Annotated in this window: 20 protein-coding genes; 12 read left to right on the forward strand and 8 right to left on the reverse strand. The window is 67.5% G+C overall.

The window, feature by feature from the left end; translation table 11 throughout:
• Positions 1 to 50 precede the first annotated feature (50 nt).
• From ABD842_RS15985 to ABD842_RS16000, 4 genes are all read right to left on the reverse strand, one after another.
• A complete protein-coding gene (locus ABD842_RS15985) occupies positions 51 to 944 on the reverse strand; it encodes an ABC transporter ATP-binding protein (protein WP_345116115.1) in 894 nt (297 codons plus the stop codon).
• A gap of 215 nt (positions 945 to 1159) precedes the next feature.
• Positions 1160 to 2893: a M14 family metallopeptidase gene (locus tag ABD842_RS15990; protein ID WP_345116118.1), complete on the reverse strand. Its 1734-nt coding sequence runs from the start codon at positions 2891 to 2893 to the stop codon at positions 1160 to 1162.
• 101 nt (positions 2894 to 2994) lie between these two features.
• Complete coding sequence (locus ABD842_RS15995) at positions 2995 to 3429, reverse strand: DoxX family protein (protein WP_345116121.1); 435 nt, start codon at positions 3427 to 3429, stop codon at positions 2995 to 2997.
• A 115-nt stretch (positions 3430 to 3544) separates the two neighbouring features.
• Complete coding sequence (locus tag ABD842_RS16000) at positions 3545 to 4195, reverse strand: hypothetical protein (protein WP_345116124.1); 651 nt, start codon at positions 4193 to 4195, stop codon at positions 3545 to 3547.
• Positions 4196 to 4318: 123 nt separating this feature from the next.
• On the opposite strand from ABD842_RS16000, the gene surE reads away from it, so the two are divergent.
• Positions 4319 to 5188, forward strand: coding sequence for a 5'/3'-nucleotidase SurE (gene surE, locus ABD842_RS16005; RefSeq protein WP_345116126.1), 870 nt, complete (start codon positions 4319 to 4321; stop codon positions 5186 to 5188).
• 180 nt (positions 5189 to 5368) lie between these two features.
• Here the strand turns inward: surE and ABD842_RS16010 are convergent, their stop codons facing one another.
• Together ABD842_RS16010 and ABD842_RS16015 are read right to left on the reverse strand one after the other, a co-directional pair.
• On the reverse strand, positions 5369 to 6931 hold the full coding sequence (locus tag ABD842_RS16010) for an ABC transporter permease/substrate-binding protein (RefSeq protein ID WP_345116129.1): 1563 nt from the start codon (positions 6929 to 6931) through the stop codon (positions 5369 to 5371).
• Positions 6919 to 7932: an ABC transporter ATP-binding protein gene (locus ABD842_RS16015; protein ID WP_345116131.1), complete on the reverse strand. Its 1014-nt coding sequence runs from the start codon at positions 7930 to 7932 to the stop codon at positions 6919 to 6921. Before ABD842_RS16015 ends, ABD842_RS16010 begins: the two co-directional genes overlap by 13 nt.
• A gap of 120 nt (positions 7933 to 8052) precedes the next feature.
• On the opposite strand from ABD842_RS16015, the gene ABD842_RS16020 reads away from it, so the two are divergent.
• The 7 genes from ABD842_RS16020 to ABD842_RS16050 all read left to right on the forward strand — a co-directional run bounded on the left by ABD842_RS16020 (position 8053) and on the right by ABD842_RS16050 (position 15174).
• Positions 8053 to 9051, forward strand: coding sequence for a DUF1028 domain-containing protein (locus ABD842_RS16020; RefSeq protein ID WP_345116134.1), 999 nt, complete (start codon positions 8053 to 8055; stop codon positions 9049 to 9051).
• Between the two features lie 33 nt (positions 9052 to 9084).
• A complete protein-coding gene (locus ABD842_RS16025) occupies positions 9085 to 9630 on the forward strand; it encodes a histidine phosphatase family protein (protein WP_345116137.1) in 546 nt (181 codons plus the stop codon).
• A gap of 132 nt (positions 9631 to 9762) precedes the next feature.
• The gene (locus ABD842_RS16030) at positions 9763 to 11148 is read left to right on the forward strand and encodes a M28 family peptidase (RefSeq protein ID WP_345116140.1); all 1386 of its coding nucleotides are present in this window, start codon (positions 9763 to 9765) and stop codon (positions 11146 to 11148) included.
• 29 nt (positions 11149 to 11177) lie between these two features.
• The gene (locus ABD842_RS16035) at positions 11178 to 11723 is read left to right on the forward strand and encodes a 2'-5' RNA ligase family protein (protein WP_345116142.1); all 546 of its coding nucleotides are present in this window, start codon (positions 11178 to 11180) and stop codon (positions 11721 to 11723) included.
• A gap of 98 nt (positions 11724 to 11821) precedes the next feature.
• Complete coding sequence (locus tag ABD842_RS16040; RefSeq protein ID WP_345116145.1) at positions 11822 to 13648, forward strand: S8 family serine peptidase; 1827 nt, start codon at positions 11822 to 11824, stop codon at positions 13646 to 13648.
• The gene (locus ABD842_RS16045; protein WP_345116148.1) at positions 13645 to 14361 is read left to right on the forward strand and encodes a hypothetical protein; all 717 of its coding nucleotides are present in this window, start codon (positions 13645 to 13647) and stop codon (positions 14359 to 14361) included. The genes ABD842_RS16040 and ABD842_RS16045 overlap by 4 nt, the downstream gene beginning before the upstream one ends.
• A gap of 216 nt (positions 14362 to 14577) precedes the next feature.
• Positions 14578 to 15174, forward strand: a complete 597-nt coding sequence (locus ABD842_RS16050; protein ID WP_345116150.1) for a hypothetical protein — start codon at positions 14578 to 14580, stop codon at positions 15172 to 15174.
• A 178-nt stretch (positions 15175 to 15352) separates the two neighbouring features.
• Here ABD842_RS16050 and ABD842_RS16055 read toward each other — a convergent pair whose 3' ends face one another.
• The gene (locus ABD842_RS16055) at positions 15353 to 16699 is read right to left on the reverse strand and encodes a peptidoglycan DD-metalloendopeptidase family protein (protein ID WP_345116152.1); all 1347 of its coding nucleotides are present in this window, start codon (positions 16697 to 16699) and stop codon (positions 15353 to 15355) included.
• Positions 16700 to 16889: 190 nt separating this feature from the next.
• Between ABD842_RS16055 and ABD842_RS16060 the strand changes: the two genes are divergently transcribed.
• The 4 genes from ABD842_RS16060 to ABD842_RS16075 all read left to right on the forward strand — a co-directional run bounded on the left by ABD842_RS16060 (position 16890) and on the right by ABD842_RS16075 (position 20372).
• Entirely contained in the window at positions 16890 to 17528 is a 639-nt protein-coding gene (locus ABD842_RS16060) for a helix-turn-helix domain-containing protein (protein WP_345116155.1), read from the forward strand.
• Positions 17529 to 17648: 120 nt separating this feature from the next.
• Positions 17649 to 18623 (forward strand): hypothetical protein, encoded by a 975-nt coding sequence (locus ABD842_RS16065; RefSeq protein WP_345116157.1) that lies wholly within the window; start codon positions 17649 to 17651, stop codon positions 18621 to 18623.
• Positions 18624 to 18702: 79 nt separating this feature from the next.
• Positions 18703 to 19551: a hydroxymethylglutaryl-CoA lyase gene (locus ABD842_RS16070; protein WP_345116160.1), complete on the forward strand. Its 849-nt coding sequence runs from the start codon at positions 18703 to 18705 to the stop codon at positions 19549 to 19551.
• An 83-nt stretch (positions 19552 to 19634) separates the two neighbouring features.
• Complete coding sequence (locus ABD842_RS16075) at positions 19635 to 20372, forward strand: (Fe-S)-binding protein (RefSeq protein WP_345116163.1); 738 nt, start codon at positions 19635 to 19637, stop codon at positions 20370 to 20372.
• Between the two features lie 172 nt (positions 20373 to 20544).
• Here ABD842_RS16075 and dapA read toward each other — a convergent pair whose 3' ends face one another.
• The gene (dapA, locus tag ABD842_RS16080; RefSeq protein ID WP_345116166.1) at positions 20545 to 21414 is read right to left on the reverse strand and encodes a 4-hydroxy-tetrahydrodipicolinate synthase; all 870 of its coding nucleotides are present in this window, start codon (positions 21412 to 21414) and stop codon (positions 20545 to 20547) included.
• Positions 21415 to 21478 lie beyond the last annotated feature (64 nt).

Raw genomic sequence — 21478 nt, forward strand, 5'->3', positions numbered from 1 at the left:
GCGGGGGAAGATGAAGGAGTAAAAAGGAAGGGTGAGGAGCGGGCCGGCGCTTACTTGGTGAGCTCCAGGAACTGGGCTTCGAGGGTGCGGTGGCGCAGCTCCAGGCCGGCCAGCACGATGCCCTGGGCGAAAAGGGCCCGGTTCAGATCGGCCGGGGTGTGGCCCGGGGCCAGCACGGCGCTGCAGCTGCCGCCGGGCTCGTCCTTCACGTCCGATACCCAGGGCAGCCCGCTCAGGGCCCGGGGCAGCGCGCCGGGTGGCAGGTCGGGGGCGGCGCGCACGGCTACCCGGTCGGTGGCGGCCAGGATGCTGCTGACCGGCCCGGCGGTGCGCAGCTCGCCGCGCTGCAGCACGGCCACGTGGGTGCACACCTTTTCGATTTCATCGAGCAGGTGGCTGGCGATGATGATGGTTTTGCCCTCCGCGGCCAGCCGCTGAATCAGGGCCCGCACTTCGGCAATGCCCTGGGGGTCGAGGCCGTTGGTGGGCTCATCGAGCACCAGCACCTCGGGGTTGCCGAGCAGGGTGGAGGCCAGGGCCAGCCGCTGCTTCATGCCCAAGGAAAAGCCCCGGAAAGCGTCGTGCTGGCGGTCTTGGAGGTTTACCAGCTCCAGGACCGCCCCGATGGTGGCCGGGGCGGCGCGCTTCACGTCGGCGGCCAGCTGCAGGTTCTGGCGGGCCGAGAGGTAGGGAAAGAAGTTGGGGGTTTCGAGCAGAGCGCCCACCCGCCGCTTGGTGGCCGACGACAGCGGCTGCCCAAACCAGCGCACCGTGCCGCCGTTGGCCTGCAGCACGCCCAGGGCCAGGCCCAGGGTGGTGGTTTTGCCGCTGCCGTTGGGGCCGAGCAGGCCGTACACGCTGCCGGCTTCCACCTGCAGGCTCAGCCCGCGCAGGGCCGGCGTGCTGCCGTAGCTTTTGGAAAGGTTGTCGAGCTGAAGAATCATGCGGCAAGTAACGATTAACAATTCACTGCGGCTGGCAGTGCGGGGCGTAAAGCCGAAGCAAGCCGGCCCGGGCAATAAGCCAGGCCCGGTTTTATCAAAGAATGAGACGCGGGCATCCGTTGGGACCCGGCGCCCGTGAAGAAGCTATTGCCACTGCAGAAAACGGCCTGCCGCCACCTGCCGTGCGTAATGGGCTTTGTCCTTGCAAGCTGCTGCTACGGCACCAGGCGGGCTATGGGGTAGCGCAGGTGCGACTTTTCGTAGTAGGCCGACTGCCGGTACACCCAGTCGAGCTGAGCCGCGCCGCTTTGGGCAAACACGGCGTTCTGGGCCTTGAGCCGCTCCAGCCGGGCGCGCAGGGCGGGGTCTTTGCGCAGCAGCTCGGCGGCCACATCCTCGAACACGTAGTCGGAGAAGTACTCCTTCTGCTGCAGGATGCTGTCGAAAAAGCCCCAGGCGAAGAAGGAATCGGTGGCCTGGGGCTCCAGGGCTTCCACGAGGTAGCGGGCGGCGGGCTGGTTGAGGGTGGCCACCAGGTCGCCGGCGCGGAAGGCGCGGGGCTGCCGCTCGGTGCGCAGCTCCACGGCGGTGTGCACGTAGTGGCCCTCGTAGGGCCGCGACCCGGTTTTGTAGTCGGCTATATAGTAGGTTTCGGCCGTCAGCACGGTGTCGCGCAGCAGGGGCTCCAGCTGCACGCCCGACAGGCGCAGGCGGTCTGCCACGGCTTCCCAGGCCTGGGGAATGACGTAGGCCCGGGGCTTTTCCACGCTCACCGCGGGCCGGAAGGTGTTGTAGTAGTTGATGGGGCGCGTGTAGGGCCGGGTGCGGTCATAAAACAGCCGCGGCTGCCCGCTGACGGCACTGGGCCTGAGCGTTCCTTCGTAGCCGCGGAAGCTGACGACGTCGGCCGCGGTGGTGTCGAGCTGCCAGGCCAGCGGAAAGGTAGTCTGGGTGAGCAGCTGCTCGTCGGCCGCGGCGTGGGCCCGGCCCAGGGCGTCGGCCTGGGCGTGCACGGTGCGCACCATTAAGTCCAGAAAGTCGTACTGGGCCTTTACCCGCGGGGCGTAGGCCTTGAGCATGTGGGTTTCGGTGATGAAGCCGATGGTGTTGAACAGGGTGGTGTAGCCGGTGGCGTAGCGCGGGGTTTCCAGAAAGCCCACCAGCCCGCGGGCGTCCGGGGTGCGGCCCTCAAAGTCGACGTAGGGCGTCATCACCGTCTTGCGCTTGGCCATGCCGCCGTACAGCGCCGGCAGCAGGCTGTGGCGCATATACTCGCTCAGGGCCGGGTGCAGCTTGTCTTTCTGGGTGGCAATGAGCGTCATCGTGTACTGGTAGTCGGCCCCGTCGGAGGTGTGGGTATCCACGAACACGTCGGGCTGCCAGCGCCGGAACAGCTGGGCGAAGGAGCGGGCATTGCGCGAGTCCTGCTTGAGGTAGTCGCGGTTCAGGTCCAGGTTGCGGGCGTTGCCGCGGAAGCCGTACTCGGCCGGGCCGTTCTGGTTGGCCCGGGTGGTGGAGTTGCGCACCAGCATGCCGTCCACGTTGTACACCGGAATCACGACCAGCGTCACGTTGGCCAGCTGGCGGCGCAGCTCCTTTTTCTGCACGTAGTCGCGCACCAGGGCCATGCAGGCGTCGATTCCTTCGGGCTCGCCGGGGTGAATGCCGTTCTGGATAAACACCACCCGCCGGTTTTTGCCGCGCACCGATGCCGGCTCCGCGTCGCCGTCGAGGGATACGACCACCTCGTGCAGGGGCTCCCCGCAGTCGGTGGGGCCGGCCGCGCGCATGGTTATTTCGGGGTAGGCCGCGTCGAGCTGCCGGTAGTAGGCCAGGCACTCGGCGTAGGTGGCGGTCGTGTTGCCGGTGCCCTTCTCGAAAGGCGTGCGCCAGTCGGGCTGGGGAGTCGGCGCGGCCAGCAGCAGGGCCGGGAGCAGAAATGAAAGCATGCCGAAAGGTAGAGCTCAGAAGTCAGAACCCGGAGCTTAGACTGAATTTCGGCCCGGTAGGGTGACAGCCCAAGCTCTGAAATCTAAGCTCCAAGCGCTGCCTAGTACAGCCGGCGGCGCGCAGGGAACAGCACCTGGTCGAGGCTGAGCCGGCCCGGGCCGATGAGCAGCAGGCTCAGAAACAGGATGGTCGATTCCAGGGCGTGGGAGTAGGCGTTGAAGCCGTCGCCGGCGCTCAGGTGCATCAGGGCGGCAATGAGCATGGTAATAAGCAGCAGCCCGCAGGCCAGGCGGAAAAACAAGCCCAGCGCCAGCAGCTGCCCGCCCACGGCCTCGGCAATGGCCGCCATCAGCCCCCAGAACGTGGGCGCGAAATGAATGCCCACCGACTTCATGGCCCCGCCTACCTGCGTCCACTCTTCGGGCCCGCCCATCAGCTTGGGGTAGCCATGAATGGTGAACATCACCCCGATACCGATGCGTAGCAGCAGCAGCCCCAAATCGTGAGTGCGGTACCGGTTTTCAAAAAGAGTCATATATAAAGAGTCCGGCTGAGGGCTTGGAGAACATAAATCCGGGTATAGTAATATCCCCGACGCTACCAAAGTACAGTAAATAACGCGAATTGCAGCACTATATACCGTTTGCCTCTTATTTCACCAGGAATACTCCAATAATGCGCGTGGCCGGCGGAATGGCCGCCGACGGCATATCGGCCGAGTGCCCCTCGGGCAGGGACTTCTCGTCCAGAATCCAGCCCATGCGCTGCTGGGAGGAAACAGCCACGAAGTCGCCCTCGCTGGAGCGCACCCGGGTCAGGCCGTACACCTGCCGGGCCGCGCCAAACGGGGAGCCCACCCCGATTCCCTCGCCGGTGCGGTACTGCGGGTCGGTGATGCGGATGCGGCGCAGCGAATAGCCTTCCGCCGCGGACCCCACCAGCTCCAGCCAGCTGGGCGGGGCGCTGGGCTGCTGGGCGTCGGTGAGCAGGTAGGCCGGGTACGTGACGCCCCGGTACTGGCAGGTGGTTTTGGTGAGCTGGGCGGCGGGCACCCGGCTCAGCAGCGATTTTTCGCTCATGCCCAGCGCCAGCCGGCCCGCCCGCCCGGGGCTGAGCAGATGCCGCGGGCCGGTCCCGGCCAGCCGGGCGGCGGCGGCGGCGGGGTCGGCGGCAGTAGCGCCGCTGACGAAGGGCGCGGCGGGGCTGCCCGCGCTGGTGCCCGGGGTGCTGGCTGAGTCGCAGGCCGCGGCGGCCAGCAGCAGCAGAAAGACGCAGAAGCGCAGGAAGGGGCGTGGAGGCACAGCCGGGCTATGCGCGCGCCGCGGGCCGGGTGTTGGCCGGCGGGCTGCCGACCGGGCAAAATGGGCCGTAAGCGCCGGGCTTGCGTACCTTGGGGCAGCTTTCAACCCCAACCCCCCTTTGCCGTGGCTGCCAAAAAACGCAAACCCCTGATTCTGATTTCCAACGACGACGGCATCACGGCCCCTGGCATTGCCACGCTGGTGCGCGTGATGCGCCGCATCGGCGAAGTGGTGGTGGTGGCGCCCAACTCGCCCCAGTCGGGCATGGGCCACGCCATTACCATCGGCACCTCCCTGCGCCTCGACCCGAGCACCATCTTCGAGGGCCTGGAAGCCTACGAGTGCAGCGGCACCCCCGCCGACTGCGTGAAGCTGGCCAAGCACTTCGTGCTCAAGGACCGCCGCCCCGATATCGTGGTGTCGGGCATCAACCACGGCTCCAACTCGGCGGTGAACGTGCTCTACTCGGGCACCATGTCGGCCGCCATTGAGGCGGCCATCGAGGGGCTGCCCGCCATCGGCTTCTCCTTGTGCGACTACGGCCACCGGGCCGACTTCTCCCACGTGGAGGAGTGGGTGGAGCACATCACCCGGCAGGCTTTGGAGCAGGGCATTCCCGCGGGCACGGCCCTGAACGTGAACATTCCCAAGAAGTCGGCCCACCCCATCAAAGGGGCCCGGCTGTGCCGGCAGGCCCGGGCCAAGTGGCAGGAGGAGTTCGACGTGCGCCTGGACCCGCACCAGCGCCCCTACTACTGGCTGATCGGCAACTTCGTCAACGAGGACCAGGGCGAAGACACCGACGAGTTTGCGCTGGCTCACAACTACATTTCCATCGTGCCCTGCCAGTACGACCTGACGGCCCTGCACGGGCTGGCCGAGATGAATGAAAGCTGGAGCCTGAGCCTGGATGCTGGCAAAGCCAAGGCCGCCGATAAGCCCGGCCCCGGGAAGGCCGGCGGGGCCAAGCCCCGCAAGGCTAAGCAGAAGTAGATGCCCGTGCGGCGCGGCGAATCAGGATTCTGAGCTGAAGCGCCCCGCCACCACTGCCCGCCCCGGCACTATCCTTGCGGCCCTGGCAGTGGTGGCGGGGCGCTTTGGTTCGAGCTGAGCGGTTGCGGTGGCCCGCGGGCAGGAGCCGCCGCCGCGGGTAAGCCCGGCCGTACCCGGCCGTTACTGGCTTAAGTACCGACCCAGGTCGGAAATGGAGGCAATGCCCAGCGCCGCGGCCTGCCGGCGGCGCATGAGCAGGGCGTAGGTGTTGTTGAAGCCCAGCGGGGCCAGCCACTGCAGCCCGTAGCGCCGCCGGAAGCCCTGCTGCACGTAGGCGTACACGGCTTGGGGGTCGCCGGCTAAAGAGTCCAGGGTGGCGGCCGAGGGTTGCAGCAGCACCAGCAGGCCGGTGCCGGTGTATTCGGGATACATGTCGATGGCGCCGGTGCGCAGGGCCTCAAAGCAGATGCTGGTACCGCCCAGTCCGGTTTTGGTGCTCACGTCGAGGCTGGTGTAGCCCCGGATCAGGGCCGCGTACATTTCCACCAGGATGTACTGCTCGGCAAAAATCTTGGAGCCCAGCGTGATGGTGGCGCCGCGCACCGGCTGGGGCGCCCGCCACAGCCCGCGCTGCCGCAAAAACGCCAGCGCCACGGCCCGGGGCTCCTGGTGCAGGTAGTCGACGCGGTAGTTCAGCTCCGTCATCACCGAGTCACTGATCTGCCCGGCCAGCTTGGCCAGCACCGGCTCCAGCTCGGGGTGGGCGGCCAGCACCTGGGGCCGAATTACCGGCGCGGCGTAATAGGGCGGAAAAGCGCGCCGGTCGTCGCGCAGCACGCGCAGGTGGTAGGCCTTGATGCGGCCGTCGGTGGAGTAGCCATCGATAAGGTCCACGTCGCCGTGGCGGGCTGCCTCGTAGACCAGCGCCGGGGCCAGCACCACGCTGGCCGGCTTCAGGCGGTACGTGGTGCGCAGGCCCGGCAGCCCGTCGGCGCGGCCCACAAACTCGGGGCTGAAGCCGGCCAGCAGGCGGCTGCCGGCCCGCGGCAGCCAGTAGAGTCCCGCCAGCAGGGGCAGCACCAGCAGCGCCGCCGCGCCCACCCGCACCAGCCGCCGCCCGCTCAGCCGCTGCAGCCCCGCCAGCGCCGCATCCAGGACCAGGGCCAGGGCCGCGGCCGGAATGGCGCCGGCCAGAATCATGGCCGGGTTGTTCAGGGCAATGCCGCCGAAGATGAACTCACCCAGTCCGCCCGCCGCAATGTAGGCCGCCAGCGTAGCCACGCCCACGTTGATGACGGTGGCCGTGCGCAGGCCGGCAAACAGCACCGGCAACGCCAGCGGCAGCTGCACCCGGCGCAGCAGCTGCCCGTCGGTGAAACCCAGGCCGCGGGCGGCCTCCACCACGGCCGGGCTCACGCCCTGGATGCCGGTGAGCGTGTTGCGGACGATGGGCAGCAGCGAGTACAGAAACAGGGCGAAGATGGCCGGCCCCGGCCCGATGCCCAGCACCGGAATCAGAAAGCCGAGCAGGGCAATGCTGGGCACGGTTTGCAGCACCCCCGTGAAGCCCAGCACCAGCGGCGCCCAGCGCGGCCGCCGCGTAAGCCAGATGCCCAGCGGAATGCCCACCGCCGCGCCCAGCAGCAGCGAGGCCGCCGTCAGGCCGATGTGCTGGAGCGTTTGCTGGAGCAGCTTGCTGGCCTGGGCCTGCCAGAAAGCCAGGAGTTCGGTCAGCGTTTCCATGCAGCGTCTTCGAGTTGGAGCGCCTGCCCGAAGGCCGCCATCAGGTGGGGCAAGGTGAGGCGGTGCCCCAGCCCGGCCGTCGAGTCAGCGGCCAGAAACAGTGCGGCGTCAGCTTGTTCTTCAACGGAATCGGTGAGCTGCTCCAGGGCCTGCTGCACCGAAAGCGTGGGGGCCAGCCGGGGGGCAGAAGCCACCACGGCCGTCGCGGCCGGCAGAAACGGGCGGATATCGGCCAGGCGCAACGTGCGCAGCTGCAGCGCCAGCCGGTCGGGGGCAAAAAAGCGGCGTACGAACTCGTTGGCGGGCCGAAACAGCAGCTCCCGCGGCGTACCCAGCTGCTGCACCCGGCCCGCGTCGAGCAGCAGAATCCGGTCGGCCAGCTCGAAGGCTTCCCCCACGTCGTGAGTGACCAGCACGATGGTCTTGCGGAGCAGCTCCTCCAGCTCCCGGAAGTCCCGGCGGATGGCGGTGCGGGTGATGGGGTCCAGGGCGCCGAAGGGCTCATCGAGCAGAACAATGGGCGGGTCGGCGGCCAGCGCCCGGGCCAGCCCCACGCGCTGCTGCTGCCCGCCGCTGAGCTGCTGCGGATACTGGTGGGCAAACTGCGCCGGCGGCAAGTGCAGGCGGGTCAGCAGGGCCTCGGTGCGGGCCGTGATGGCAGCCGGGGCGTGGCCCAGCAGCCGGGGCACCACGGCCACGTTTTCGGCCACGGTATAGTGCGGCAGCAGCCCCGCCTGCTGAATCACGTAGCCCATGCCCCGGCGCAGCGTTTCCGGGGCCAGGGTGCGCACGTCGTGGCCGCCGACTTCCACCGTGCCCGAGTCGGGCTCGATGAGGCGGTTGAGCATCTTGAGCAGGGTGGTTTTGCCGCAGCCGCTGGGGCCCAGCAGCACCAGGGTTTCGCCCGCGGCCAGCGCAAACGACACGTCCTGCACCACGGGGCGGCCGGCGTAGTGCTTGCGCAGGTGGCGGGCGCAGATCAGGGGAGGGGAAGGACTCAAAGGCACCGGGAAATGATGGCGGGCAAGGTAAGGCGCAAATGCCGGATCCGGGGCGGGAGCCCGCCGAGTGCCGGTTTGGGTTTAACTTGAACCGATTTTCCACTTTATTGTCTTAGCGCTATGCTCAAAAACCACTTTATCCTCGGCCTGCTGCTGTTGCTCGGCCTGCCCCGGCTCGCCCCGGCCCAGGTGTACGCCGCCACCGACCCGCTGGCCCACACGTTTTCCATCGTCGCCCGCGACCCGGCCACCGGCGACCTGGCCGTGGCGGTGCAGAGCCACTGGTTTTCGGTGGGCACGGCCGTCAGCTGGGGCGAGGCCGGCGTGGGCGTGGTGGCCACCCAGTCGTTTACCAACAAGTCCTTCGGCCCCCGGGGCCTGGCGCTGCTGAAAAGCGGCAAAACGGCCCAGCAGGCCCTCGATGAGCTGCTCAGCACCGACGACGGCCGCGACGTGCGCCAGGTTTCCATCCTCGACAGCAAGGGCAATGTGGCCACCCACACCGGCAAAAAGTGCGTCGATATGGCCGGCCACCGGCTGGGGGCGCAGTTTTCGGTGCAGGCCAACATGATGCTCAACAACACCGTGTGGGACGCCATGGCCAAAGCCTACGAGCAGAACGGCAAGCTGCCGCTGCCCGAGCGGGTGCTGGCCGCGCTGGATGCGGCCCAGGCCGTGGGCGGCGACGTGCGCGGGCGGCAGTCGGCGGCCCTGCTGGTGGTGCGCGGGCAGGCCAGCCCCGCTCCCTGGGACGACCGGCTCATCGACCTGCGGGTGGAAGACAGCGCCGCGCCCCTGCCCGAGCTGCGCCGCCTGCTCCAGCTCCACCGCGCCTACGAGCACATGAATGCCGGCGACCTGGCCGTGGAAAAAAACGACATGGCCCGGGCCGTGCAGGAATACCAGGCAGCCGAAAAGATGTTTCCCCAGAACCTGGAAATGAAGTACTGGCACGCCATTACTCTGGCCAACAAGCAGCAGCTGCCCGCCGCGCTGGAGCTGCTCCGGCCCATCTTTCAGCAGGAGCCCAACTGGCGCGTGCTCACCGCCCGCCTGCCCAAGGTAGGGCTGCTGACGGTGAGCGCCGCCGAGCTGAGACAGATTCTGACGCTGAAGTAACCGCGCTTTAACCGCTTCCCATTCCCCGTTCTGATGCTCAAGCTGACCTGGTTTGCCGCCCTGCTGTTGTTGCTTCTGGCCGGCTGCGCCGGCTCCAGGCCCGCCGGCCCGGCCGCTACCACCGTGTACGTGGTGCGCCACGCCGAGAAGGACCTCACGCCCGGCCTCGCCGACCCGCCGCTGACGCCCGCCGGGGAGCTGCGCGCCCAGGCCCTGCGCGAGCAGCTGCGCCCGCGCCACGTAGCCGCCATCTTCACCACCGACACCAGGCGCACCCGCGCCACGGCGGCCCCCCTGGCTGCCGCCCGGAACCTGACGCCGCTGGTGTACGACGCGAAAAACCAGGCGGCCCTGGCGGCCCGCATCCGGACCGAGTACGCGGGCAAAACGGTGGTGGTGGTGGGCCATTCCAACACCATCCTGGAAACCACTGAGGCCCTGGGCGCCGTCCGGCCCGCGGCCGCGGTGGCCGATGCCGAGTACGACTACCTGCTGGAAGTACAGCTGCCGGCGGCCGGCGCGCCTACGGCCCGGGCCCGGCGCTACGGGGCGGCGGCGGCCGGGCCGGCGGGGCGCTGAGCAGCGGGGCGTACTGCTGCCAGAAAGCGGGCCGCCCGCGCTGCCCGCTGCCGTTTCCTGTTACCTTAGCCCGCCGCAGGTAGCCCGCTCGGGCTGCTTTTCTCTGTTTCATCTCGCTGACTACTGCTTGCTATGCCTTCATTTCTTCGCCGTGCCCTGCTCGTTTCCGGTCTTGGCTTTCTGACGTTGTCGGCTTCGGCCCAGACCTCGAAAATCGACTCCGTCAACATCCGTAAAATCTATGACGAGGCCCTGCTGCGGGGGCAGAGCTACGACAACCTGCGCCAGCTCACGGGTCAGATCGGCGGGCGGCTGAGTGGCTCGCCCCAGGCCCAGCAGGCCGTCGACTGGGGCAAGGTGACTATGGAAAAGCTGGGGCTGGACCGCGTGTACCTGCAGGAGGTGATGGTGCCGCACTGGGTGCGCGGGGCCAAGGAGAAAGCCGAAATCAAGCCCGCCAAGGGCAAGGGCGTCGCCCTGAACGTGTGCGCCCTGGGCGGCTCGGTGGGCACCGGCGGCAAGCTGCGGGCCGGCGTGGTGGAAGTGAAAACCTGGGCCGAGCTGGCCGCCCTGCCCGCCGACCGGGTGAAGGGCAAGTTCGTCTTCTTCAACCGCCCCATGAACGCGGCCTACATCGAAACGGGCCGGGCCTACGGCGAAGCCGGCGACCAGCGCCGCAACGGGGCCGTGGAAGCCGCCAAGCGCGGGGCAGTGGGCGCGTTGGTCCGCTCCCTGACCCTGGCCCACGACGACTTTCCCCACACCGGCGCCATGCGCTACGACGAGGCGGTAGCCAAGCTGCCCGCCGCCGCCCTGAGCACCAACGGCGCCGATGAGCTCAGCCAGCTGCTCAAAGCCGACCCCGACCTGACCTTCGAGCTGGAAATGAGCTGCGAAACCCTGTCCGAGGTGAAATCCTACAACGTGGTGGGGGAAATCAGGGGCTCCAGGCTGCCGGACGAGATTATCACCGTGGGCGGCCACCTCGACTCCTGGGACCTGGCCCAGGGCGCCCACGACGACGGCACGGGCTGCGTGCAGAGCATGGAAGTGCTACGCCTGCTCAAAGCCACCGGCCTGCGGCCCGAGCGCACCGTGCGGGCCGTGCTGTTTATGAACGAGGAAAACGGCGTGCGCGGCGGCAATAAGTACGCCGAGCTGGCCAAGGCCGCCAACGAAAAGCACCTGGCCGCCATGGAGTCCGACGGCGGGGGCTTCACGCCCCGGGGCTTCACCATCGAGGCGCCCGCGGCTACCGTGAAGCGCCTGCAGCAGTGGCAGCCGCTGTTTGCGCCCTACTTCAGCGGGCGGTTTACGGCCGGGCACGCCGGCACCGACATTGAGCCCCTAAAAGGCCAGGTCAAGGCCCTGATCGGCTACGACTGCGACTCCCAGCGCTACTTCGACATTCACCACACCGCCGCCGACACCTTCGACAAAGTAAACCGCCGGGAGCTGGAGCTGGGTGGTGCCAGCATGGCCGGCCTGATTTATTTGCTGAGCAAGTACGGGCTGTAAAAAAGCCGGTGGCGCCATCTTCCTTTCCTATGCCGGCTTTGTACCTCGTTGCGCTGCTGCCGCCGGAGCCGGTATTCTCCCAGATCTGGGCGCTGAAGCAGGAGGTGCACGCGCGTACCGGCAGCCGCAACGCCGTGCGCCTGCCCCCGCACCTTACCCTGCTGCCGCCCATGCGCCAGCCCGCGGAGTTTGAGGCCGCCTGCTGCCGGGCGCTGGGCGGATTTGCCGCCACCCAACGGCCTTTCCTGGTGGGCGTACAGGATTTTGCCTGGTTTGGTGACCGAACCTTGTTTGTGCGGGTGAGCGAGGCCGCCGCCGTCCGGCACTTGCACGTCGCTCTGCTGAGCTGGTGCGCCACTCACCTGCCGGCGGTGCCGCCCGAAACCCGGCCCTTTACCCCGCACCTCACCCTGGCTACCCGCGACCTGCCCGCGGCCCAGGTGCCGGCTCTGCAGCAGGAGTTTGCTTCCCGCACCTTTGCCGCCACTTTCGCCGTGACCTCCATCACTCTGTTCCGGCACGATGGGCAGCAGTGGGTGAGCCGCGAGACGTTTGCGCTGGGTGAGCCATCGTGATGGGGCACGAGGAAAAGGGCTTGCCCAGCCAACCCCCCGGCCCGGTAAATTTCGTAGCTTTTTCCAGCGCACCTCGCGCGTCGTACCTTGCGCCCCTTATGGCTGTATTTCGTTTTCTGCCCGCGCTGCTGCTCTCTGCCTGGGGCCGGGTGTCCGTTTGGCGCCGGCTGTTTGCATTTGGCGCTGGTGCAGTCTGCGGTGCATTGCTGCCCTTGGCGGTTTCGGCCCAGCAGGCGCCGCCCGCCGCCTACTGGGTGCTGCTGCGCGACAAAGCCGGCATGCAGCTCGATGCCCCCCGCTATTTCAGCCCGCCCGCCCGGGCCCGGCGCCGGCGTCAGCACCTGCCTACCCACGACAGCACCGACTTGCCCGTGCGCCCCGATTACGTTCGCCAGATCCAGGCCGCGGCCGACTCGGTAACCCTGGTCAGCCGCTGGTTCAACGCCGTGGCCTGCCGGGCCACGCCGGGCCAGGCGGCCCAGCTGCGCCGGCTGCCCGGCGTGCGGCAGGTGCTGCTGCGCCCCGCGGTTACCATGATGCCCGCCGCTACTAGCAAAGCCGTGCAAGAAGGCAAAACCGAGCTTTCTGCCGCCGACCGGCAGCTGGCTCGGCAGCAGGTCAGCAGCCTGGGCGGCGGCGCCTTTCGCCGGGCCGGCCTGGATGGAAAGGGGCTGCGCATCGCCATTTTTGACGTGGGCTTTTCCGGCGCCGACAAGCACGAGGCCTTTCAGCAGCTGTTCCGCGACAAGCGCGTGGTGCTCACCCACGACTTTGTCCGTGACCAGCCCAACGTATTTGTGGGCGGCAACCACGGCACCGAGGTGCTCTCGTGCCTGGCCGGGCGCCTGCCCGACGGCACGCCGCTGGGGCTGGCACCCCAGGCCGAGTTTCTGCTGGCCCGCACCGAACGGGCCCTGCGGGAGCTGTATGCCGAGGAGGAAGCCTGGCTGGCCGCCGCCGAGTGGGCCGACCGCAACGGGGCCGACATCATCAACTCTTCCCTGGGCTATACCGACCGCCGCTACTTTCCCGAGCAGATGGACGGGCGCACCAGCCTGATTGCCCGCGCCGCCGCGCTGGCCGTGCGCAAAGGCATGCTGGTGGTGAATGCCGCCGGCAATGATGGCGACGACGACCAGTGGCACACCCTGGGCTCCCCGGCCGATGCGGATTCGGTGCTGGCCGTGGGCGGCCTCAACCCGGATACTTACCTGCACAGCGACTTCAGCAGCTACGGCCCCAGCGCCGACCGGCGGCTGAAGCCCAACGTGGTAGCCTTCGGCTCGGTGCTGGCCGCCGCGCCGGGCGGCTATTCCGTGGTGCAGGGTACTTCCTTTGCCAGTCCGCTCACGGCGGGCTTCGCCGCCTGCGTCTGGCAGCAGGAGCGGGGTCTGTCGGCCATGCAGGTGTTTGCCAAAATTCAGCAGTCGGCCGACCTGTACCCGTACTTCGACTACGCCCACGGCTACGGCACGCCCCAGGCCCGCTTTTTCACCCAGGGCCCCGCACCTGCCGCGGCACCCACGGTCGATATTTTGCCCAACGACAGCCTGCTGGCCGTGATAATCCGGCCGGAGGCAGCCCTGGTACCGGCCCGCACCCTGCCGCTCTACACCGACTCAGTGCAGGTGCTCGTGGCCGATAAGCCCGGGAAAATCCCGGCCGTGGGCCGCGAAACGCCCCGGCCGCTGCCCAACGATGCCACCCGGGCCGCGCTGCCCGTCGCGGCCGAGGAGGCGCCGCTGCCCCTGCACCCCGACTACCTCTACTGGCACATTGCCGACCGCCGCAACGTGCTTCGGTTCTACGAGGTGCGCGAGGTGACGCAGCGGGCCGTGCTGCAGGTGCCGCGCCGCCGCCTGCGCCCCGGCGACACGCTGCGGGTGCGGTACCGGGGCTTCACCCAAAGCTATTCTGCGCCATGAAAAGCCGCTACTACCTGCTGCTGGCCGTCCTGCTAAGCCTGGCGCCGCCCCGGGCCCGGGCCCAGCGTGTGCTGCTGCGCGAAAACGTGGCCGCCGATACCATCCGTCCCACCTTTGGTCCCAACCGGGCCTACTTCAGCCACGTGTACTTCGGCTACGGCCTGGTGGCCGGGCGCTCCAGCCGGGAAGGGGCGGAGCTGCGCTACGGCTCCTCGGCCGAGGTGCAGCTGGGGCTGCGCAACAAGTGGCGCCTGAACCAGCGCCTGGCCCTGGGGCTGGATGGACGCTACGCCCGGCCGGTGTACCATCTGGCGCAAACCAGCACGAAAGTGCTGCCCGACCCGGTGCTGCACCGCCGCGAATACCTGGCTTTGCCCCAGCTGCAGAGCGAGGCCCTGCTGCGGCTCAGCTACGGCCGCCGCGGCAACGCCATCGGCCGCTACGTGGATGTAGTGGGCTGGGGTGGCTGGGTGCTGGGCTCCGTCCATCATACCGAAGACAGCCCGGCCGCCGGCAGCCGGAAGATACAGACGGCGCAGCGCGGCCTGGCCTACGTAAACCGCTGGAGCTACGGCACGGGCCTGCGGCTGGGCTCGGGGCGCTACGCCCTGGCAGGGCGCTACCGTCTTTCCAACGTGTTTCGGCCCGCTTACCAGGCCCGCTACCCGGAGCTGCCCCGCTGGCTGCTGGGACTGGAGCTGAGCTGGCTGTAAGACGCGGCCGCAGCAGAGCCCGGATCAGACTGGAGCGGTGGCAACATGCTACTACCGGAATATTTGGGCCGTTTCCGGCAACCTTGGGGCTATTTTTGCGGTACACGAGCCTGTCAATCCGGGCCCGCTCCGGGGCTGGCTCCGCCCCGACTTTGCGGGGTGTCAGGAGGTTTTGTACTTTGCCGAACTGATTAGATGATAGTTGCTTACCCCCCAATGAAAAAAATAGTTCTTTTTGCCGTTTCCGCCGCCGGGTTGCTCCAGCTCACTTCCTGCCTGAATACGGAGCGGGAAGTCGGTACTTCGCGCAATGCGGACCGGGTATATTCGCCACCCACGGAAACCACCCGGGTGTCGGGCCGCACGGTGCTGAACACGGTGCGTGCCTCGCACTACTTCTCCAATACCAAGACTAAGGATACCTTCGTGCTGCAGCTGACGGGCCCCAAGATCATGAACGGGCAGGCTCGCTTCATCATCCTGAGCAGCACCGGCGACACGCTCCGCAAGGAAGTGATGCCCGCCACTGCGCTGCTCGATGAGCGCCAGCTCGATGACCCGCAGGCCGCTACCGTGCGCGACAAGGAAATTGCCATTCTGCGCGGCATGAACAGCTTTTTTGCCGACGATCGGTTTGTGCAGCCCGCCGTGCCCAAAACGGCCAGCCAGCCGGGGGAAGTGGATGCTCAGTCCTGGTCGGCAGTGCAGGCCGACAGCCGTGCCGTGGGCTTCGACTACGTCACGGCGGCTGGCAAGGAGCGCCGCATTGCCTTTGATAAAAAACAGCAGAAAGCCGTAGTGGTGGCCGAATAGCCCGCCCGCTTCTTTAAACCCATAAAAAGGCCCCGCCGGATTCCGGCGGGGCCTTTTTATGGGTTTACTATAACCAGCCAGAAGTGCCAGCCGGCCTGGTAGCGTAAACTGCCTCCCGTTCAACGAGCTGAACGAAAGGCCAGGTGTAAGCCGGTGAAGCGGCGCTGGATACCGGCCGTTAGCCCCGCGGCGCGGCCGCCGGACTCAGCCAGCCCACAACGCCCGACCCGCTGCGCACCAGCCGAAAGCCGCCGAAATCGCCCAGAACCGCCACCGTGCTACGCGCCGGGAGCGTGTCGACGGGGGTAGCCGAAAGCCGGGGCACCAGCAGCAGATCGGTGGCTACGGGCAGGGACTCGCGGCGCAGGGGCTCGGCCGGCACCACGGCCTTGGCCGCCACGTAGCCCACGCGGCCATCGGGCTGCTCCACGCGGTACCAGCTGGCCTGGCTGCCCACCACAAACAAGGGTGTATGGCGGGCCAGCAGGGCCGCGGGGGCACCCTTCGCCGTCGGGCTCAGCCGCAGCGCCGACTGCTTGTCCTTTACCCGTACCCACTGGCCCAGTCGCTCGGGCCGGGTGGCCGGGGCCGCGGGCAGGGCATCAGCCCGGCGCACAAAGGGAAAAGGGTCGACGGCCCCGCGGCCCGAGCGGTAGACGCCGAAGTGCAGATGGGGCGGGGTGCTGCGGGCATTGCCGGTGTTGCCCACCAGCCCCAGCGTGTCGCCGGCTTTGACCAGCTGCCCGGCCTGCACCAGCTGCTTGTCGAGGTGGGCGTAGTAGAGGTGCTGGCCGTGCTCGGCATCCGCCAGCCACACCACTTTGCCGCCCAGCGGGGTTTCGCCGGTGCGGGTAATCAGGCCCGGCACGGCGGCCACGGCCGGGGTGCCACGCTGGGCGAAGATGTCGATGCCCTCGTGGCGGCGGGCGCCGTTGTCCCGGTCGGCTCCCCAGAAGCTGCCCGCGGCGGCGTCGCTTTTGCCCTTCACCGGAAAGCCCAAAGACGGGGCCCGCTGGATCCGCAGGGTGTAGCGGCCGGTGCGCAGCAGCTCGGGCTGCACCCGCAGCAAGTGCTGGCGGTCATCTTCTACCGTGTAGCTAAACGACAGCGCCGCCGTATCGGCGGAGGCCACGGGCCGGGGAGCCGTCTGGTCGGGGCTCAGCTCGTAGGCGTCGAGAAAGACGTGGGCATCGGTGCCGGGCGCCAGCGTAAGGCTGATGTTGACCTGCTCGCCGGCCCGCACGGCGTAGCGGTAGGCGGCGGCGGAAGCGCGGTCGGCCCGGAAAAAGCCGGTTTCCTGGAAGGGCAGGGTTACCACCAGCGAATCGCGCAGGGCCCGGTCGGCAGCGGCCAGCCAGTCGCGGCCCAGGGCCGTTTCGTCGAGGTGGGCCTGGCGCAGGCGGCGGGCGTATTCCTGGTGGGCGGTGCTTTTCTGGAAGATGCCCTGCAGCGTTTGCTGCTTGCCGCAGGCGGAGACCAGAAATAATAACAGAAAAAGGCGGAAGGACTGGCGGATAGCGGACATTGACGGGAATTGATACAAGCTCATAAACCCGGTTTGGGGGTGGGTAGTTCGTTTGGCGGCGCGGGCTTTGTACCCCTTTGAGTGGAGCGGAGGCAAACGTCGGGCTGCCGGTCAGGTCGGATATTCCGCGGGTAAGCCCCGGCAGAAAGCCGTATTATTAGCCGATTTTTAGGCTTCTACCTTACCCGCTATGTTTTCTGCTGCCCGCATCCAGACCATCCGCAAGAGCAAAGGCTATTCCCAGGAGCTGCTGGCCGAGCAGTCCGGGGTGAGTTTGCGCACCATTCAGCGGGTGGAGCAGGGCGACACGGTGCCGCGCGGCCACACGGTACAGGCATTGGCAGCGGCGCTCGGCGTGGCCCTGGAAGACTTCCGGCCGGAGCCGTCCCCGGTGGTCCGGACCGACAACAGCCTGACGCCCGCCGCTTCGCCGGCGCTGGTGCTGCTGCCCGTCGCCCCGGCCCTGCGCGCCGATCCGGACTTCGTACAGCTGCTCAACCTGAGCGCGCTGAGCTTTCTGGCCCTGCCGTTTCTGAACATCCTCGTGCCACTGCTGCTGTGGCGGGGACGCCGCCATACTACCGCCGACGTGGCCGCGGTGGGCCGCCGGGTGCTGGGGTTCCAGGTGCTGTGGCAGGCCGGGTGTGCCGCGGCCTACCTGCTGCTGGCCCTGGGGCAGCTGGTGTCGAACCACTACTTTCACACCGTTTGGCGTAGCGGCTACGTGGTGATTTTTGCCCTGAGCTACGGCTTAAACGTGGCCGTTATCGGGCACGCGGCCTGGCGGCTGCGGCGGGGAGAGCAGGACGTGTACCCGGTGCGGCTGTAAAAAATGGTCTGACTGCCAGTGGATTAAGCCAAGTGGCGGGTAAGTGGCGGCAAAATGGCGCACGGGCGAAGGGGCGTACGGGGTAAGTTTGATCCATCAATCATCCCAATCGTTAGCCTTATGAAACTGCTCCTGAAAATTCTGCTGGCCGTCCTCCTTCTCCTCGTCGTATCCGGCCTGGGCGGCTACTTCTACATGAAAAAGAAGTTCCAGGCCCCGGCCAATCAGCTCGTCGTGAGTCAGCTGCCCCTCTCCAGCTCCTTCGTCTGGCAGGCTGACTCGACGGCCCGGCCTGTCGTTGCCCACCGGGCCCTGCTGGTACCGGTACGGCTGGCCGGCTGTTCCCGCACCTGCTACCTGCAGTTCGATACCGGAGTGCCTTACACGCTGCTGCACACCAAGGCGGTGGAGCTGCTGCGGGCGGCTTACCCGGCCACCCGGGCCGCGCTGGCCGCGCCGAACGATACCGTGCGCAACCTAACCTTCACCCTGGGCACCGGGCAGGTGCTGGTCCGCCGCCTGCCGCTGCTGCGCGGCGGCTCCCAGCAGCTGCCCGCCGACAGCGCCGCCCCGTTTGTTATCGGCACGCTCGGTACCGATCTGCTGGAGGGCCGGGTGCTGGTGCTCGACTACGCCCGCCAGCAGTTCCGGCTCACCCGGCAGGTGCCCGCCGACTTAGCTGCCCGCGCCGCTTTCGTGCCCTTGGTCTTCAACAGCCGCCGGATTCTGTTTGATGCCACTGTGCGGGGCAAGCAGGAGCAGATGCTGTTCGATACGGGAACCAGCGCCTTTGCCCTGCTCACCAGCCAGAGTATCTGGCAGCAGCTGGCCCAGCCCGGGGCGCGGCCCCGCGTCACGGCGGTCAATTCCTGGGGCAAGACGCTTACGGCCCACACGGTAGCCACGGGCGAGGCGCTGCACCTGGGCGCCGCTACCGTGCCGCTGCAGACGGTGACCTACATGGAGGGCACCAGCTTGATGCAAAACCTGCTGACGCGCTTTTCGGGCATGGGCGGCATGCTGGGCAACGAGCCGTTCGACAACCGCACTGTTATCCTGGACGTGCAGGGCTCCCGCTTCGGGTTGGTGCAGTAGGCGGGAGGAAATGCCGGCGCCGCGGTTGTCCCGGCAGCCGCTACCTTTGCGGCCCAGTTCCACCCAACGCTCCCTGCCCATGAAGCTCATCGAATGCCCCCGCGACGCCATGCAGGGCCTGACCGAGTTCATCCCGACAGCTACCAAAACGGCCTACCTCCAGGCGCTGCTGGCCGTCGGCTTCGACACGCTCGACTTCGGCTCCTTCGTTTCGCCCAAGGCCATTCCGCAGCTCCGCGACACGGCCGAGGTGCTGGCCGGGCTGGATTTGGGCCGGACCAACACCCGGCTGCTGGCCATCGTGGCGAACCTGCGCGGGGCCGAAACGGCCGCGCTGCACCCTGAAATCCAGTTTATCGGCTTCCCGCTGTCGGTGTCCGAAACCTTTCAGCAGCGCAACACCAACAAGAGCACCATCGAAGCCCTGGCCGAGCTGGCCCGGATGCAGAGCCTGTGCGAGAAGACCGGCAAAACCCTGGTAACCTACCTGTCGATGGGCTTCGGCAACCCCTACGGCGACCCGTGGAGCCCCGACATCGTGGCCGAGTTCACCCGGACGCTTTCCAACATGGGCGTGGGCATCGTGGCGCTGTCCGATACCATCGGGGCCTCCACGCCGGCCACGATTGAGCCGCTGTTCAGCCAGCTGATTCCGGCGTTTCCGGCTATTGAGTTCGGCGCCCACCTGCACACCACGCCCGGCAGCTGGCGCGAGAAGGTGCAGGCCGCCTACCTGGCCGGCTGCCGCCGCTTCGACGGGGCCCTGGGCGGCTTCGGCGGCTGCCCTATGGCCACGGACGTGCTGACCGGCAACATGGCCACGGAGAACCTGGTGGCGTATTTCGCCGAGCAAGGGGAGGAGCTGGGGCTGGATATGGGCGCGTTGGCGCGGGCGCAGGCCGCGGCGGGCGGCGTGTTCCACTTCTGAGCCTGATTGATCTGAAAAATCGTCTGTCATCCTGAGCAGAGCGAAGGATGACAGACGTCACTAACCAACTACACCACCCCCTCATGCCTACCCCGCAAGTCGACCTGTTCATTCCCTGCTTCGTGGACCAGCTGTTTCCCGACACCGCCATGAACATGGTTAAGGTGCTGGAAAAGCTAGGCTGCGCAGTGCACTACAACGGTGACCAGACCTGCTGCGGGCAGCCGGCCTACAACGCCGGCTACAAGGCCGAAAGCTGCGAGGTGGCCACCAAGTTTCTCGACGACTTCCCCTCGGCCGAGGGCCGCTACATCGTGAGTCCTTCCGCGTCGTGCGTGGGCATGGTGCGCAACTCCTACGCCGAGCTGTTTGAGGGCAGCGCCGAGCAGGGCCGCTACCACGGCGTGCAGCGCCGCATCTTCGAGATGACCGAGTTTATCGTCGACGTGCTGGGTGTAAGCCGCATTGCCGGGGCGCAGCTCACCGGCAAGTACACCTACCACGATTCCTGCTCGGCCCTGCGGGAGTGCGGCATCCGCGCGGCCCCGCGCCAGCTGCTGGATGCGGTGCAGGGCCTGGAGCGGCTGGAAATGGCTGAAACGGAAACCTGCTGCGGCTTCGGCGGCACCTTTGCCGTCAAGTTCGAAGCCATTTCGGTCGCCATGGCCGAGCAGAAAGTGGAGCACGCCCTGGCCACGGGCGCCGAGTTCATCATCAGCACCGATACCAGCTGCCTGATGCACCTGGACGCCTACATCCGCCGGGAGAAAAAGCCGATTAAAACCCTTCACGTGGCCGACGTGCTGGCCAGCGGCTGGTAAAAAGCTGGAGCAGCGCGAAGCAATCCGTCTTGGGCAATGAAACCAGCCCGGTACACCTAAAAGCCCCAACGTCACGCTGACGTCGGGGCTTTCGGCTGGAATAGGCTATGCACCTGTAAGAGGCCAGATTGCTTCCGCTTAGCCCTGGCAATAACTCGCAATAACAGGTTGACTACATCGCCCGGTGAATCCGCTCCTTCAGGCCGCTGGTGGCTTCGAGCAGCGGCAGGCGGACGGCGGCGGAGCACAGGCCCTGGGCTTCGAGCACGGCTTTCACGCCCACGGGGTTGCTTTCCTCATACATGAGCGGATTCAGCGGCAGAAACCCGAACAGCAGCTTGGTGGCCGCGGCGAAGTCGCCGGCCAGCGCGGCGCGGGCCATGTCGCTCATGCGCTGGGGGTAGGCGTTGCCCAGCACGCTGATAACGCCGGCGCCGCCGAAGGAAATCAGCGCGGTGGTGAGCATATCGTCGCCGCTGATGAGCAGGAAGTCGGCGGGCTTGCGGGCGGCAATGGCCATGCACTGCTCCAGGTTGCCGCTGGCTTCCTTGATGCCGATGATGTTGGGGTGCTGGGCCAGGCGCAGCGTGGTGTCGGCCGTGAGGTTAGAGCTGGTGCGGCCGGGCACGTTGTAGAGAATGATGGGCAGCGGGCTCAGGTCGGCCAGGCGCAGGTAGTGCTGAATGATACCCTGCTGGCTGGGCTTGTTATACGCCGGTGAAGCCGACAGGATGGCGTCGATGCCGGCCAGGTCGGTGGTGCGCAGCAGGGTTTCGAGGCCGGCCGTATCGTTGCCGCCGATGCCGTACACGAGCGGCACGCGGCCGGCCACGTGCTCTTTCACCACGCGCAGAATCTCGGTTTTTTCCTCGGCCGTGGTGGTCGGGGTTTCGCCGGTGGTGCCGTTGATGACGAGGTACTCCACGCCGCCGTCGAGGCAGAAATCGAGCAGGCGCCGCAGGGCGGGATAGTCCACGGCGTGGTCGGGAGCCGGGGTGAAGGGGGTGATGAGGGCAATGCCGGTGCCACGGAGTTTGTCCATGCGGGAATTAAGCTGTTGTTTTGTAGGCGGAAGCGTCGGGGCAAAGGTACACAGCCTGCCTGTC

It is taken from the genome of Hymenobacter algoricola, from assembly GCF_039539525.1.
GTDB lineage: Bacteria > Bacteroidota > Bacteroidia > Cytophagales > Hymenobacteraceae > Hymenobacter > Hymenobacter algoricola.

What these genes read in the sequence shown, in the direction of transcription:
- ABD842_RS15985 (WP_345116115.1), bottom strand. Translation starts at nt 944, where the DNA reads ATGATTCTTCAGCTCGACAACCTTTCCAAAAGCTACGGCAGCACGCCG.
- ABD842_RS15990 (WP_345116118.1), bottom strand. Translation starts at nt 2,893, where the DNA reads ATGCTTTCATTTCTGCTCCCGGCCCTGCTGCTGGCCGCGCCGACTCCC.
- ABD842_RS15995 (WP_345116121.1), bottom strand. Translation starts at nt 3,429, where the DNA reads ATGACTCTTTTTGAAAACCGGTACCGCACTCACGATTTGGGGCTGCTG.
- ABD842_RS16010 (WP_345116129.1), bottom strand. Translation starts at nt 6,931, where the DNA reads ATGGAAACGCTGACCGAACTCCTGGCTTTCTGGCAGGCCCAGGCCAGC.
- ABD842_RS16020 (WP_345116134.1), top strand. Translation starts at nt 8,053, where the DNA reads ATGCTCAAAAACCACTTTATCCTCGGCCTGCTGCTGTTGCTCGGCCTG.
- ABD842_RS16025 (WP_345116137.1), top strand. Translation starts at nt 9,085, where the DNA reads ATGCTCAAGCTGACCTGGTTTGCCGCCCTGCTGTTGTTGCTTCTGGCC.
- ABD842_RS16030 (WP_345116140.1), top strand. Translation starts at nt 9,763, where the DNA reads ATGCCTTCATTTCTTCGCCGTGCCCTGCTCGTTTCCGGTCTTGGCTTT.
- ABD842_RS16035 (WP_345116142.1), top strand. Translation starts at nt 11,178, where the DNA reads ATGCCGGCTTTGTACCTCGTTGCGCTGCTGCCGCCGGAGCCGGTATTC.
- ABD842_RS16040 (WP_345116145.1), top strand. Translation starts at nt 11,822, where the DNA reads ATGGCTGTATTTCGTTTTCTGCCCGCGCTGCTGCTCTCTGCCTGGGGC.
- ABD842_RS16045 (WP_345116148.1), top strand. Translation starts at nt 13,645, where the DNA reads ATGAAAAGCCGCTACTACCTGCTGCTGGCCGTCCTGCTAAGCCTGGCG.
- ABD842_RS16050 (WP_345116150.1), top strand. Translation starts at nt 14,578, where the DNA reads ATGAAAAAAATAGTTCTTTTTGCCGTTTCCGCCGCCGGGTTGCTCCAG.
- ABD842_RS16055 (WP_345116152.1), bottom strand. Translation starts at nt 16,699, where the DNA reads ATGTCCGCTATCCGCCAGTCCTTCCGCCTTTTTCTGTTATTATTTCTG.
- ABD842_RS16060 (WP_345116155.1), top strand. Translation starts at nt 16,890, where the DNA reads ATGTTTTCTGCTGCCCGCATCCAGACCATCCGCAAGAGCAAAGGCTAT.
- ABD842_RS16065 (WP_345116157.1), top strand. Translation starts at nt 17,649, where the DNA reads ATGAAACTGCTCCTGAAAATTCTGCTGGCCGTCCTCCTTCTCCTCGTC.
- ABD842_RS16070 (WP_345116160.1), top strand. Translation starts at nt 18,703, where the DNA reads ATGAAGCTCATCGAATGCCCCCGCGACGCCATGCAGGGCCTGACCGAG.
- ABD842_RS16075 (WP_345116163.1), top strand. Translation starts at nt 19,635, where the DNA reads ATGCCTACCCCGCAAGTCGACCTGTTCATTCCCTGCTTCGTGGACCAG.
- dapA (WP_345116166.1), bottom strand. Translation starts at nt 21,414, where the DNA reads ATGGACAAACTCCGTGGCACCGGCATTGCCCTCATCACCCCCTTCACC.